General features: G+C 37.1%; 15 protein-coding genes and 3 tRNA genes. 8 read left to right on the top strand and 10 right to left on the bottom strand.

The annotated features are described in order from the left end of the window. The first annotated feature begins 128 nt into the window (after positions 1-128). Entirely contained in the window at positions 129-1,145 is a 1,017-nt protein-coding gene (gene tsaD / locus AC1M9I_RS04540) for a tRNA (adenosine(37)-N6)-threonylcarbamoyltransferase complex transferase subunit TsaD (RefSeq protein ID WP_481594286.1), read from the top strand. Positions 1,146-1,192: 47 nt separating this feature from the next. Here the strand turns inward: tsaD and AC1M9I_RS04535 are convergent, their stop codons facing one another. The 3 genes from AC1M9I_RS04535 to AC1M9I_RS04525 all read right to left on the bottom strand — a co-directional run bounded on the left by AC1M9I_RS04535 (position 1,193) and on the right by AC1M9I_RS04525 (position 3,528). Beyond that, positions 1,193-2,140 carry an aldo/keto reductase gene (locus AC1M9I_RS04535; protein ID WP_481594287.1) on the bottom strand — a complete coding sequence of 316 codons (948 nt, stop codon included), beginning with the start codon at positions 2,138-2,140 and terminating at the stop codon, positions 1,193-1,195. 153 nt (positions 2,141-2,293) lie between these two features. Then, positions 2,294-2,821, bottom strand: coding sequence for an Ail/Lom family outer membrane beta-barrel protein (locus tag AC1M9I_RS04530; RefSeq protein WP_481594288.1), 528 nt, complete (start codon positions 2,819-2,821; stop codon positions 2,294-2,296). Between the two features lie 152 nt (positions 2,822-2,973). Next, complete coding sequence (locus AC1M9I_RS04525) at positions 2,974-3,528, bottom strand: DUF4385 domain-containing protein (protein ID WP_481589804.1); 555 nt, start codon at positions 3,526-3,528, stop codon at positions 2,974-2,976. Positions 3,529-3,857: 329 nt separating this feature from the next. Here AC1M9I_RS04525 and AC1M9I_RS04520 point away from each other — a divergent pair, with 329 nt between their 5' ends. Continuing rightward, entirely contained in the window at positions 3,858-4,736 is an 879-nt protein-coding gene (locus AC1M9I_RS04520) for a LysO family transporter (protein ID WP_481594289.1), read from the top strand. On the opposite strand, the gene AC1M9I_RS04515 is transcribed toward AC1M9I_RS04520, so the two are convergent. Further along, positions 4,668-5,429: a hypothetical protein gene (locus AC1M9I_RS04515; protein ID WP_481594290.1), complete on the bottom strand. Its 762-nt coding sequence runs from the start codon at positions 5,427-5,429 to the stop codon at positions 4,668-4,670. The genes AC1M9I_RS04520 and AC1M9I_RS04515 overlap by 69 nt on opposite strands. Positions 5,430-5,818: 389 nt before the next feature. Next, the gene (locus AC1M9I_RS04510) at positions 5,819-6,691 is read right to left on the bottom strand and encodes an ATP-binding protein (protein ID WP_481592966.1); all 873 of its coding nucleotides are present in this window, start codon (positions 6,689-6,691) and stop codon (positions 5,819-5,821) included. A gap of 205 nt (positions 6,692-6,896) precedes the next feature. On the opposite strand from AC1M9I_RS04510, the gene AC1M9I_RS04505 reads away from it, so the two are divergent. The 5 genes from AC1M9I_RS04505 (at position 6,897) to AC1M9I_RS04485 (ending at position 9,662) form a co-directional block, all read left to right on the top strand. Further along, positions 6,897-8,441, top strand: a complete 1,545-nt coding sequence (locus AC1M9I_RS04505) for a DUF3336 domain-containing protein (RefSeq protein ID WP_481586970.1) — start codon at positions 6,897-6,899, stop codon at positions 8,439-8,441. Beyond that, complete coding sequence (locus tag AC1M9I_RS04500) at positions 8,386-9,234, top strand: protein kinase domain-containing protein (RefSeq protein WP_481594291.1); 849 nt, start codon at positions 8,386-8,388, stop codon at positions 9,232-9,234. The genes AC1M9I_RS04505 and AC1M9I_RS04500 overlap by 56 nt, the downstream gene beginning before the upstream one ends. A 108-nt stretch (positions 9,235-9,342) precedes the next feature. Further along, positions 9,343-9,427 (top strand) — tRNA-Leu (locus AC1M9I_RS04495). 38 nt (positions 9,428-9,465) lie between these two features. After that, positions 9,466-9,539: transfer RNA gene (locus AC1M9I_RS04490), tRNA-Trp, on the top strand. A gap of 38 nt (positions 9,540-9,577) precedes the next feature. Further along, positions 9,578-9,662 (top strand) — tRNA-Leu (locus AC1M9I_RS04485). 156 nt (positions 9,663-9,818) lie between these two features. On the opposite strand, the gene AC1M9I_RS04480 is transcribed toward AC1M9I_RS04485, so the two are convergent. Beyond that, a complete protein-coding gene (locus AC1M9I_RS04480; RefSeq protein ID WP_035267651.1) occupies positions 9,819-10,022 on the bottom strand; it encodes a hypothetical protein in 204 nt (67 codons plus the stop codon). 252 nt (positions 10,023-10,274) lie between these two features. Further along, entirely contained in the window at positions 10,275-11,006 is a 732-nt protein-coding gene (gene gloB, locus AC1M9I_RS04475; RefSeq protein WP_481591199.1) for a hydroxyacylglutathione hydrolase, read from the bottom strand. Positions 11,007-11,201: 195 nt separating this feature from the next. Here gloB and AC1M9I_RS04470 point away from each other — a divergent pair, with 195 nt between their 5' ends. Further along, positions 11,202-11,618: a DUF4951 domain-containing protein gene (locus AC1M9I_RS04470; protein ID WP_481610740.1), complete on the top strand. Its 417-nt coding sequence runs from the start codon at positions 11,202-11,204 to the stop codon at positions 11,616-11,618. Positions 11,619-11,658: 40 nt separating this feature from the next. Here AC1M9I_RS04470 and AC1M9I_RS04465 read toward each other — a convergent pair whose 3' ends face one another. The 3 genes from AC1M9I_RS04465 to AC1M9I_RS04455 form a co-directional block, all read right to left on the bottom strand. Next, positions 11,659-12,354: a methionine ABC transporter permease gene (locus AC1M9I_RS04465; RefSeq protein WP_035267644.1), complete on the bottom strand. Its 696-nt coding sequence runs from the start codon at positions 12,352-12,354 to the stop codon at positions 11,659-11,661. Continuing rightward, a complete protein-coding gene (locus tag AC1M9I_RS04460) occupies positions 12,351-13,376 on the bottom strand; it encodes a methionine ABC transporter ATP-binding protein (protein WP_179998301.1) in 1,026 nt (341 codons plus the stop codon). The genes AC1M9I_RS04465 and AC1M9I_RS04460 overlap by 4 nt, the downstream gene beginning before the upstream one ends. Before the next feature lie 71 nt (positions 13,377-13,447). Further along, positions 13,448-14,317 carry a MetQ/NlpA family ABC transporter substrate-binding protein gene (locus tag AC1M9I_RS04455; RefSeq protein WP_481594293.1) on the bottom strand — a complete coding sequence of 290 codons (870 nt, stop codon included), beginning with the start codon at positions 14,315-14,317 and terminating at the stop codon, positions 13,448-13,450. Positions 14,318-14,389 lie beyond the last annotated feature (72 nt).

Genomic DNA, 14,389 nt, shown 5'->3' with positions numbered 1-14,389 from the left:
TATGGATAAGACTAAGCGCCGAATTGCGCTGAGTCACAAGTGAAGGTCAGTATTTTACTCATTTACATCTCATATCACAAGTCTATAATAGCTTTAGCAATATTTTGAAATGGGTTAAAGGCAATTTAATGATCGTTTTAGGCTTAGAAACGTCGTGTGATGAAACTGGTCTCGCACTCTATGACAGCGAAGTCGGCTTAAGAGGACAGGTGTTATATAGTCAGATTAAATTGCATGCTGAATATGGTGGAGTGGTACCCGAATTGGCATCACGCGATCATGTTCGTAAATTAATTCCTTTAATCAATCAATTGCTTGAAGAAAGTCAAATCAAAAAATCTGAGATTGATGCGGTGGCTTATACACGTGGTCCAGGCCTAATGGGTGCACTCATGACTGGAGCATTATTTGGTCGTACGCTTGCATTTGCGTTAAATAAACCAGCGATTGGTGTGCATCATATGGAAGGGCATATGTTGGCGCCTCTTTTATCAGCCACTCCACCGGAATTTCCGTTTGTCGCTTTGTTGGTCTCGGGTGGGCATACACAATTAATGGCGGCATATGATATTGGTCATTATGAAATCTTAGGTGAGTCGATCGATGATGCAGCGGGTGAAGCATTCGATAAGGTTGCTAAGATGATGGGGTTGCCTTATCCAGGCGGTCCAAATATCTCTAAACTTGCTGAGCAAGGTGATGCCACTGCTTTTGAATTTCCACGTCCTATGTTGCATCAAGGTTTGGAATTTTCATTTAGCGGCTTAAAAACAGCAGTTTCTGTCCAAATGAAAAAATTAGGTGAAGAAAACCGAGACGCTGATATTGCTGCGAGTTTTCAAGAGGCTATTGTTGATACATTGGTCAAAAAATCAGTTAAAGCATTAAAACAAACTGGTCTTAAGCGTTTGGTCATTGCTGGTGGTGTGAGTGCCAATAAGCGTCTTCGTGAACGTCTTGAAGCAGAATTAGCTAAAATAAAAGCTCAAGTATATTATGCTGAACCAGCTTTATGTACGGATAATGGCGCCATGATTGCTTTTGCTGGATATCAACGCTTAAAAGCAGGACAACATGATGGCTTAGCCGTGACAACGACGCCACGTTGGCCGATGACGGAACTCAAAAAACCTACTGAAGCATAAATGTTTGGTCACGAGAAAAAAGAGGCTTATAGCCTCTTTTTTTATATTTACATTATTGAAAGAATTTGCATGTCTTCTGGTGAGAGTTGAAGATTCACTGCATTTGAAAATTGGGTAATTTGTTCAAGGTTTGTTGCACTGGCGATTGGTGCTGAAATATGCTTTTGCGCAAGTAACCAAGCCAAAGCTACCTCAGCAGGTGCCGCATTGTGGCGCGATGCCACTTCTCTGAGCTTATCTAAAAGGTTTAAGCCTCGATCATCAAAATATTTTACAAGCGTATCTGCACGTTGACGCCCTTGAATATTTTCTAATGACGAATATTTCCCAGATAGAAATCCACTAGCCAGACTATAAAAACTTACGACACCAATTTGATGGCGTTCACAAATGGGTTGCAGTGTTTGTTCGAATACATCGCGATCGTAAAGATTATATTCAGGTTGAAGAACCTGATAATGTTGCACACCAATCTTTTGTGCAGCTTGAATAGAAGCGTCTAATTGATCAGCTGAAAAATTAGAAGTGCCATAGGCGCGAATTTTTCCTTGATCTTTGAGCTTTGAAAATACTGATAATGTTTCTTCATGAGGTGTGTTTTCATCAGGCCAGTGTGCAAAATAAAGATCAAGATAATCTGTTTTTAAACGACTAAGTGAGTCTTCAACTGCTTGCATAATCCATCGTTCAGATAAACCTTGATGGCCGGGGATCCCCATATCTAAACCGACTTTAGTAAATAGCACGATGTCTTCACGTTTACTTGGATTTTGTTTTAACCAATTACCAATGATTGTTTCTGACTCGCCACCATGATTGCCTGGTGCCCAAATGGAATAGAAGTCTGCTGTATCAATGGTGTTAAATCCACGCTCATACAGTGCATCTAAAATTTTGAAACTTTTTTTTTCATCAACCGTCCAACCGAATACATTTCCTCCGAATACGATGGGTGAGATGAATAAATCAGTTTGTCCAAGTTTTCTTTTTTGCATGAAACATCCTAGATAGAATAATACGACTTATTCTAGCTATATAGGATTCGTCTATTTCTCGCTATCCAAATAATGTATAAACATTATCCAATGATTTTGACAAAAAAAGAGGCAAAAAGCCTCTTTTTTAATTCTCTATGTATTCAAGCTGAATTAGAAACGATAACCTGCGCTGATGTTGAACCCATCAAATTTAGCCCCATCAACTTTAGTACCTTCATAACCGATATTAATCGCATATTGCGGAGCAGGGTTAATATTAATACCAACACCATATGCAAACGCTGTTTCACTTAGATCCATGTTTTCATATATGTTCAAGGCGCGATATGAACTTTCAACTTTTGAATGCGCGATCCCGACAACACCATAAACACTGAAATTCTCGTTGAGACGATAAGCAGGACCTGCTAGCAGAGAAAAATGCTTTACATCTGTATCTTGGCGTTCCCCTGGTTCAATCCAAGTTTCATCACCAGTTTGATACGACATTGTTGCCATAACGCTTAAAGGAGTCTCGAGTTCATAGCGATATTGAGCGTGAATACCACGAATATCAAACGCATTTTTAATTTCAGACTGAGCATAACCCAATGAAACGGTATGTTGTTGGGCAAAAGTTGTCGTTGTTAGAGTGGTTATCGAGAGGATTAAACCCAATTTTAAAAATTTAGTTATCATGGCGCATGCTCATTATTTGTGATGTATTTATCTTTAAATGCAAAAAATGGTGATCATTTTTTGGTAAATGCTATTGTACTTTCTATTTTTCTATTGTAAATAAAAATTAAAGAAATAGTTTTGTTTGTATTATACATGGTGTGTGAATGTATTTATTGACTCGCAATTGAGTTTTTAAATCGTTCTTTTAATGCAATATAGTGAGAATGCTGTTTAGCTTCATCCCATTTCACTTTAAAAATTCGTGCTGCTGCAGCCTTAATAGCGTCTTCTTGTTGGCGTGGTAGTTCTTCACGCCCGTGAGCACCACTTAAACCTTTTTTGTCATTAGGTACAGGACCTTTATATTTTTTTCCACCTTTATGGTTGGCATAACGTCTCGCTCGGGTATAACCCATTTGTAAAAATTTACGAGCCATATCTGCACCGACAAAATCATCGACTGCTAAATATTCAAGAAAGAGTTGATAAATCTTATTAGAACTCTCTCTAGCTTTATCTTCATCTGCAAATTTCCAAAAGGGCAGAATTTCAGATTTGTAAGGTTCGACGAGTAATACACCCTGTTCACCACGACCAATTCGATAGAGTTCCGGTCTCTCTCTGAAATTAATTTTTTTAAAGTCCAAAGAGTAATCAAAACTTTGAGAGTTAACACGAGAGCTTCTACGTGGGATGTTATCGAGGTCTTTATGATTGTAAGCCATCACATTCTCTTTTGTAGTTTTAAAAATATATTAGGTGATCTCAAATGAAAAACGATTATAGAATTGTGAGTGATATTTTAAAAATGTGATTAGTTGTTTTAAAGAGATGCGCTAAACACGCCGAAAGATTGAAATTGAACTATACGAGAAATCAAAACAACGAATTAGATTATGGACGATATCGGGGCGAAATTAAGTTTTAAACTTAAAATCTAGCAGACACAAATGATTAGACATGACTATGCTCAATAAGAAACATTTTGTCATATAAGTTTTATATCTATGCATTAATCTAAGCGATACGTATAAAAATAATTTTGGAAGTCTGATTGGATCTTATCATCATCATTTTTGGCTATCTATATGGTCGTAAATTTCATCCCAAAAAGTACATTGAACAAGTATTTTTTTTAGCCCTGATTTTATTTATATTTTTTTGCACTGTTTACGCAGCTCCAAACCTACTCGCATTAGAAAATCCTAAAGCTGTTTTGAGCAAGTTAGTTATTCTCGCACTCGGGGTATGCGTATTTACTTACTGGTTTAGTTCTCTATTTTATAAGAAGAAACAGCAGGAAAACAGTAAACGAGGCACAATCCAAATTAAGGACATCATTAAAATATTGACAGTGTATCTTTTACTTATTTTGGTGTTTGTGGGAGGGATCTTCACTTATCGAATGGATTTAATAGATGAGCAAATAGCTTTAAGTATTCAAAACGTGCTTATCTACATTATTCTATTTTTGATCGGAGTTCTTATATCAGCCTCTAACATCAAAACATTGCAATGGCATGATTTAAAACTCCCAATCATAATGGTATTGGCAAATACAATATTTGCCTGCTTTATGCTGATAATTTGGAAGGAAAGTGCTGTATTGCTATCTGGATTCGGTTGGGCAAGTCTGTCTGCTGCAATGATTTCACAGAAACTAAATCCCTTATTGGCAGTTCAAGCTTTAATTGTGGATATGATTCGAGGGATGTTTTCCATCATTTTTCTACAAGTTTTTGGAAGACATCAACCACAAGCAGCAATTAGCACCACAGGTGTACTGTCCTGTGATGCATTCTTACCGATGATTAAGCAACATTGTGGTGAGCAATATGTGCTAGAAGCGTTTAAAGCGGGACTATTATTGTCGCTGTTTTGTCCATTGAATATATTTATTGCGATTCATTTTACCCAAAGTATGACAAGTTAAACGGTAAAACACCTCAAAGACAGTGATTTTGGCAATCACTAACATACCATCACCATTGATATATCCTGCATTGTGATTCAAAAAAAAAGCAGCATCCTCATTCATATTATCGTGTTCGTGCTTACAACCGCGTGTTCCTCCAAGACCATCGTTATAAATAAAAACATGACCAGATTTTGAAAGTTGATAATTAAATTGCTGAGAGAATAGGGTGCAAAGGTCTTGCATTTCTGTATTGTTATCGAGGTTTAGGCGAGTCGGCCATGTATTTTTTTTGAAAGCATAACGTGTAATTGCACGATAACTTGAGGGATGTAAACACACAGCAAAAAAATATGATGGTGCTGGGTGGCGGATCATTTGAGAAATGATGAAGTAAATATATTGGAATTTTAATAGATTTGATTTTCGATAGGCGCTAAGAAGACCTGCTTGACCACGAAAAACATTTATTGTCTTGTCATACTTTTTGACTTCATAACGTTGCATACATAAAAATCCAACAGGTTTTTCTTCATCAAAATAGATCAAAACCCGTTTGCTTGCAGCATCATCGGGGGCATAGGCTTGAGCAATGTCATTCAAATCACAACCCTCTGGTGTCATGAAGATCGCTTGATGAAGCGTTTTTAATATATTTTGCACTTCTGGGAATTGTGTATGTTGGTTACTATATTTTTTAATTTGAAGCATGGATGCAGCCTTTTTCTATAATTATTTGCGTCCCTCATACTATTTTTGAATTGTTAAGTTTGGGTTACATTAATTTTTTCGAAAAACAAAAAATGGTTGTTATGTTATATTGTTTTAAATTTAAATTATTTTTTTAATTCTTATTTAGTTAATAAATTTTATTTAAATTAATAGCTTAAAGTAATATTTGAGATTTTTTTATTTAAAATTTTTTTAATATCGATAGAGAGCAATGAGTTAAATTGTTAATTTTATCTTTATAATTATTCATGAATAATTTATTAACTTTTATCGTAATAAAAGCTAATAACTTAGCTTAAAGAGTGAAAGTCGAGAAACTAAGACGTCATTCCATCTTAGTTTCTTATTGCAGAAGCTGATGTAAATGCTTAATCACGCTTTAATTGAGTAGAGCCGATCCAATGTTTTGAAAATTGGAATGCAGAACGACCTGAGCGTTGACCTCTGGCTTGGCACCAACGTAGCGCTTCAGCACGTACTTCAGGTGTCATTTCAATATCAGATTTTTTTAAGTAGTGCTCTACAATCTCTAAATAAAGATTTTGATCCATCGGGTAGAATGAAAGCCAAAGACCAAAACGATCAGACAATGAGATTTTTTCTTCGATCGCTTCTTGCGGATGTAATTCAGTATATTGAGGCACGTCCACTTTAGTGATCGGGGTGTTTTCATGCATAAATTCTGGGAGTAGGTGGCGGCGGTTACTGGTCGCATAAATAATAAAGTTGCCAGAACCTGACTCTAGTGAACCATCTAACACACTTTTTAAGCTACGATAATTTTCGTCTTCAGCATTAAAGGCTAAGTCATCGCAATAGACGATAAATTTTTCAGAACGACCTTCAATAATTTTTTGTATTTCTGGTAGGTCTGACAGATCATCACGCTCAATTTCAATGATGCGTAAACCACGGTCAGCATATTTAGACAGTAAAGATCTCACAATAGATGATTTTCCGGTTCCACGAGATCCTGTCAATAAAATATCGTTTGCAGGTAAGCCTTGTAAAAATTGTTCAGTGTTTTGCAGTATTTTTTCTTTTTGTTTTTCGATACCTTTTAAATCATCAAGATGAATTATTTTAGGTTTTTGAATGGGGATCAGCCGTTTATTTTGCCATTTGTATCCTAGTGCTGAGAAATCAATTTCCTGACTCGGTTCAGATAATGTGCGATTAAGTTGGTCAATAAGTTGAGAAATTTTTGTTAACAGTTGATCTGGTAGTTCTAGAGTCGCCATAGGTATTCGTGAAATACAATTCAATAAAATCAAGTTTAATCTACATGATGACGACAGCGATGTGAACTGATCTAAGGGATAAATCTATGATGACTGGTCGATACAAGAAATAAATTTTATTAAGTTGATTATTTTGTGCTTTTTTTGCATAGTTTAAAAACTGAACAAAACTAATTGAACTAATAAAAATCAAAGGACTAGCTCAATGATTTTAGGCACTCGTAGTCAAATTAATCCGCATCAAGCGTATCGAATTAAAAAAATGCAACATGAGCTTGAACGTGCGGAGAGCTATGAAGAGTGGAAAGACATTGCCTTAAAGCTGGATGAGGAGACGGGCGCTCAGGAATGGAAGTTTGATAATACTTCACCCTATTTTGATGCTGAAATTATATCGCATCGTTTAAATCTCTTACGCCGTTACAAGCTGAATCATCGTGTAATTGATCTTATCTATATTTTGCGAGAAGGCCTGAGTCATGATGTCGCTAATATTGGTCATCCTATGCTGTTCACACAAACATATATTGGCACTAAAAAACTTATTGAGGACTATATTGAAGAGGTTTCACAGAGTTTAATTTATATCGCTTCAGATGAATGTTCGGGTTTGACGCATCAAGAAAAATTTGATTTTTTTAAAAATTGTCAACTGACCTATGGTCAACCAGCAATGATGTTTTCTGGTGGGGCCTCATTAGGATTGTTTCATACAGGCGTGTGTAAGGCGCTGATGGAACAAGATTTGATGCCGAAAGTTTTATCAGGTTCGAGTGCTGGTGCGTTGATGACGGCGATGTTAGGCGTTTCTGATCAAAAAGATATTGATCAGCTGCTGACAGGAGAGAGCTTTTATAGTGAAGCATTCCATTTCAGAAGTTTCAAAGAGTTGCTTAGAGGAAATGGTGGTATTGCAGATGTGCGATATCTTAAGAAATTTTTAGTGGAAAATTTAGGGGACTTAACGTTTCAAGAAGCGTATGAAAAGTCTGGGCTTGATATCAATATCAGTGTCGCACCTTATGATGTCGCTCAGGAAGATGCTCGTATCATGAACAAATATACTGCACCAGATTTACTGGTGTGGAGTGCAGTTTTGGCATCATGTGCCGTTCCCATCTTATTTCCTCCAGTTCGACTGACCAGTAAGCGTTATGATGGAGTGCATACACCATACTTGGCAAGTATTCGTTGGGTGGATGGCAGTGTGAGAAGTGATTTTCCACAAGAGAAAATGGCTCGTCTTTACAATATTAATTACACCATTGCCAGTCAGGTGAATCCACATATTGTGCCATTCATGCAAAGTGATGCGGAACGTTTTAGAACAGATCTGCTCAGCTGGCCGCAACGTTTAGTGCGTAAACATGGTAAAACGATTGCGATGGATGTCATGAATTTCACTCGTGACCGAATGGGCAGTGTGCCGACGATTAGACGACTATTGGATCACGGTTATGGTATTGTTGATCAGCGTTATTATGGGGATTTAAATATTGTAGGTAATTATAGTCTGCGACATTATCATTATATGTTACAAAATCCGCGACCTCATTTGTTTAAAGTCCTTCAAAGAGAAGGGGAACGGGCAACTTGGTCAAAACTGTCCAGTATTGAAACACATGCGCGTATAGGAAAAACCATTGAACATTGTTTGGATATGCTGACGCAACTGAAACAGCAAAATGAATCTCTTGAAAAACAATCTACAGTGGCAAACCATTCAGCCTCTGCTCAGGCAACCAGTTAATTCTCAACAAAGTCAGCAGTATGGTCGTCTAATTTATTGTATCGAAATAGATGACCAAACTTATTGGGTTAAGCGACAACAGCAGGGTATCAGTTCACAGCATGAGCAGTGGTTCGACAATGAGATAAAACACTACCAATCACTCAGTACTCGCTCTTCAAAGATCTTAGTGCCGTTTGAGATCGTGTATGACGAAAACAGTAGATTCAATACACGTATATCAAAGCATGATTCTTCATCATTGATTCTGATAGAAAATGCGGCGCCGTTATTTGAAGTAGAAAATTCTGTCTATATTCAAATGCAGACCTTCCCACACAATGAGTTTTCAAATGTGGTCAATTTATTATTACATAGTCTAGATGCATTACTATCGATTCATGATCAAGGATTGGTCCATGCAGATCTCAAAAGAGAACATTTTAGAATATTCAATGGTCAACCCAAATTAATTGATTTTGAACAGATGTTTCACTTTGAGTGCCATCCTCAAGTTTCTACGCATGGAACACCAAGGTATATGGCGCCTGAGTTGTTTCATGGTGAGTCAAAATCACAAGCATCAGATATATATGCACTCGGTATTATTTGGTTAGAATGGTTAAATCAGTACTCAATCCGTAAAAAAAGCTATATAGATTGGGCAAAATGGCATTGTCAGCAATTAAAAGTTGAAATTATAAGGCCTTTTTCTGACTTAACACCAGTACTCCAGCAGATGTTGATGAAAAATAAATCACAAAGATTGAACAATATTTATCAATTAAAACAGTTATTAAGCGAATTTGTTTAAAGAAAAACCAGTAAAATGGATAATTGTTTTATATTTAGTCAAACAATAAGGTTTTTCAAAAAAAGGGCTTGTCATGAGATAATGATCTCTATAATATACACAGCCATCGGGGACGTGGCGAAATTGGTAGACGCACTGGATTTAGGTTCCAGCGCCGCAAGGTGTGAGAGTTCGAGTCTCTCCGTCCCCACCAAGTAATTTACTAGGTGGAGTGACCGAAGTAAGTGAAATAGAGGATTGGTGTAATGGTAGCATGACGGTCTCCAAAACCGTTCGTCAAGGTTCGAATCCTTGATCCTCTGCCAAGTTTTATGAAGCTCAGTAATATAATTGAGTATTCAAAGGGGACGTGGCGAAATTGGTAGACGCACTGGATTTAGGTTCCAGCGCCGCAAGGTGTGAGAGTTCGAGTCTCTCCGTCCCCACCATATTAAGGCAAGGTTTGATACCTTGCTTTTTTATTGCCTATATTTTTATATCAATACAGGCTGAAATATCTAAACATAAAAAAAATCGCCTACAAAGAGGCGATATTAATATTTAAATGATCTATTCAGTATTCATTCCTTTGAATTAAGCTGAAATTAAGCCTTCAAGTGATCCTCGAATTCTTCACCTAATTGCATTGCCAACGTATTTCCAGATAAGTCACATGTCACTAAACCATATTCTTTTTTAAAACTGAAAGTGAAGCCTTGGTTATCCTTTAAATTTCGAACGGAATAACCTAATTTTTCTAACCAAATTCTGAATGCAATTAAATTTTTTGCTTTGACCACTTTCTTCATGAGACAACTCCTTTGACTAATGAAATATTAATAAGGTTAATGATGTTGTTTTTAAAGGGTTTGAACCTAAATTAATGTAAATATATTTTAATTCTATAGAAATGTATATATTTCATGCAATTAAAAGACAGAATTTGATCATGTTGTTAAAGCTTTAAGATAAAGAAGAGAATGTATTGTCTGAAGGGTTTAAAAACTGAGCGAATATCGCTCAGTAATAAACACCTGTAATTTGAACAGATAATGCTAAATTTAGAAATTATCTTTCATTTCCCGAATACGTTTAAATTCTTCAGCACTGTTGACGCGCAAGAAAGGATTGGTCTCAAGTTCAATTTCAATGGTGGAAGGTAAGGTTATTTGATTTTGATCTCGAAGTTTCTGAACTTGCTCAAATCGTTCTTGCAATGCCTTATTCTCAGGTTCTACTTGTAAAGCGAATTGTGCATTTGAGAGCGTGTATTCATGGGTACAGTAGACTTGAGTTCTTGGAGGGAGCGCTGACAGTCGGTTAAGTGATTGATACATTTGTTCAGCCGTTCCTTCAAAAAGGCGTCCACATCCCATTGCAAATAAGGTATCTCCACAGAATAAACTGTCGATTTCATCTGCAAATATTGCGATATGACCTAAGGTATGGCCAGGAACAGCGATGACGTCAAGTTTTAAGTCATTAAAATAAAATTCATCATCATGATTGAGTGGACAACTGATAAATGGAATTTTAGATAATTCTTCGCGTGGACCATAAACTTCAATATTTTTTTCCGCGATTAACTCTGGAACACCACCAATATGGTCTTTATGCCAGTGGGTAAGCCATATTTGCTTAAGTGTTAAACCATTCGAGTCACAATAGTTGACCACCAAATTGGCTTCTGTAGGGTCTACCACTGCAATTTCTTGGGTTTCAGTATCTTCAATAATCCATATATAGTTTTGTAGCGCATTGTTAACATCAATTACGCGAACTTGATAACGCATCCTAAACGATCCTAAAACATGTGACTTATTTGATCTCATCCTAGATCAAGCTTATCAAATTGTAAAATTCACCCAAATTTTAAACAGCGATGTATTGTAAATATTGATTTCGAATTTGATGAGGTGCAATGTTGTTAGCTTAAGATTATTTGATCTGATCAATAAATTTCGAGTAAAAAGTAAATGAAGATAAAAGTGAGATTGCGTTTTTGCATCAGCGCAGTGATGAGTTCGATTGTTCTTGTTGGTTGTATGCAAAACTCTCAAGTTGGTCAACTGCAAAAGTCTCAATTACACGAGCGTCCAAGCAGCTGTAAGGTCAATGAGACAATTGAACGTAAAGCGGTTCCTCAAACACCTAACCAAATGAGCCTTCCGAGTTTTGGGCAAGGGGTTATCGGTTGGGCAACAGGTCCAGAAGGTGCTCAAGCACGCTTAGAAAGTGTATCTAAGCAAGACATCCATCAGTTTAAAGCTCAAGGTGTTAGTTTGGAAATGATACGCGAATGGCAAGCGTTTTATACGCATGAAGCAAAGCGTAATCCATGCAATCCGACTGCGCCGTTACGTGCGCAATTAATGGAAAAAATCGCTTCACTTTGGATGGATTGATATTAAAAAAGATCTCAGTTGAGATCTTTTTTTTAATTTACTATCGCATTTTGGCGAGCTTTTCGCCTGTCATTTGCACCAATTGTACCAGTACTAAAAGCACAATGACGGTGAGTATAACGACACTGGTATCAAAGCGTTGATAACCATAGGAGATCGCAAGATCACCAATGCCGCCTGCACCGACCGCGCCAGCCATGGCTGTTGCACCAATTAAGCTGATTGCAGCTGTAGTTAAATTGAGAATGAGGGAGCTACGTGCCTCAGGCAGAATAAACTTGAAAATAATTTGTAGGGGTGTTGCGCCCATAGCTTGCGCTGACTCCACGATACCTTCGTTAACTTCAAGGAGTGAAGTTTCAACCAAACGACCAATATAAGGTCCTACATAAATGGTTAAAGGAACAATAGCTGCCCATGTCCCAATAGAAGTACCCACAATCATTTTTGTCAGTGGAATAACCGCGATCAGGAGGATAATAAACGGGAGGGAACGTAATGCATTCACAATAGGGTTTAATCCATAGTAAATCACACGATTGGCTAAAATCCCGTTTGGTCGTGTAACAAGTAGGGTTATTCCTTGAATTAAACCCCAAATCGTACCGAATAGCATTGCAAAGAAAACCATATGGAAGGTTTCTTGTAGGGCTGTCACAAATTGATCAATTGAAAGCGAGCTTTTCCAAAAAGGTTCAGTAATTTCTGTTAGCCATTGAACAATCATATCTCTCATGCACGTACTCCTGATTGCTCAACTTTAACGCCATGTTGTTGGAAAAAGCTGATGGTTTCTTGAATAATGTCTGGATCACCCAGTAATTGCACAAACATTTGCCCAATCACAGCGCCATTAATTTCGGTCATGTTGGCAAATAAAATATTGAGACTAATATCAAATCGTTTAATGGCAGCTTGCACAACAGTTTCTTGGGCCGAAGTACCTAAGAACTGCAAGCTATAAATACTGTGGTGATTTTGATTTTCTAAGTTATTTAAAATATTGATAGGTAATTGCTGCTGTAAAACAGTTTGAATAAATGTTTTGGTCGTCGGGTGTTGAGGTTGACTAAAGATATCGAGAGTACTGCCGTGTTCAATCACTTTGCCTTGTTCCATAACTGCAACAAAGTCGCAAATCGACTCAATAACATCCATTTCATGCGTAACCATAACAATGGTGATTCCTTGCTCTTGATTGATTTTTTTCAAAAGGGCAAGTACAGACTTTGTCGTTTGAGGATCAAGCGCTGATGTTGCTTCGTCACAGAGTAGAATTTTTGGATGATTGGCAAGTGCCCGAGCGATACCTACACGCTGTTTTTGACCACCAGAAAGCTCATCTGGAAAAGCATCGCGTTTATGTTTTAAATCGATAAACTCAAGTAGCTCATCTAAGCGTTTTAGACGCTCAGCTTTACTCCAGCCAAGGAGTTTCATTGGCATTTCAATATTGGCTGCAACGGTTTTGGTTTGCAATAAATTGAAATGTTGGAAAATCATACCAATATTGGCGCGTTCTTGACGTAATTTTGAAGCGCTCAAAGCAGTGAAATCTTGACCGTGGATGATCATTTGACCTTGATTGGGTCTTTCTAGTAAATTGATCAAACGGATCAGTGTACTTTTACCTGCACCACTATAGCCTATAATTCCGAAGATACTTCCATCTGGAATCGTCAGATTAATATTGTCTAAGGCGTGAATAGTTTGGCCTTTAAGCTGATAATGTTTACTAATATTTTTAAATTCAATCATAACGTCAAGAACTATTAAAAATGAAAAACAGGCAAATTAAATTTGCCTGTTAAAAATACAGAAGTCTAGAATTATTGAGCTTCTGTGAGATATGTTGTTGGTTTATCAACATTAACCTTAGTGCCACCAAAGTTTTCTTTCACATATTGCTTAACTGCATCTGTATGATATAGCTGACCTACCTTTTGCAATACAGGATCATTCTGACGGCCTTCAGCTACAGCCAATACATTCACATTCATTTTTGTACTTTGATCGATTGGCTCGTAGTAGATCGCATCTTTTAATACGTTCAAACCACCTTCCATTGCTAAGGTGTTGCCTAATACAATGGCATCCACTTCATCTTTCACACGTACCGCAGTTGCCATTTGAATCGGTTTGATCGTGATTTGTTTAGGATTCTCAGTTACATCAGAAGTAGTGCCTTTGACATTGTCAAATTGAGGTTTTAACTTTACTAAACCAGCAGATTGCAATAATAAAAGGGCACGTGATTCATTAGCACCATCGTTTGGAATTGCAATGGTCGAACCTGTTTTGAAATCATTTAGATTTTTAACTTTGCTTGAGTAAATCCCCATTGGCTCAAGATAAGTCGTAGATAATGGCGCAATTTTTTGAGTATTGGCATCATTGTATGCAACCATATATGCATATGATTGGAAGGCATTGATATCAATCTCTTTATTGGCTACCGCAGTGTTCATTGAAACATAATCAGTAAAGTTTTTAACATCTAACTTTAAACCTGCAGCTTCAGTTTCTGGCAATTTTGCGATGAACTTCCAGATATCTGCATCAGAACCTGTAGAAGCGATTGTAATGGTTTGAACTGAATCTTTATTCGTTTTGTTTGCAGCGGTTTTTGGAGCATCTTGTTTTGAGCATCCAGCGATACCCACTGATAGGCCCAAAACTAAACCAAGAATTTTCTTCATGATATTTCCTGAGTATGTTGAAACGATCTTCAACTTACATATGCAGTGAGGTGAATAGTGAAATGAACTGTC

It is taken from the genome of Acinetobacter sp. ANC_7553, assembly GCF_056779895.1.
This window is presented reverse-complemented; position numbering and strand designations above follow the sequence as displayed.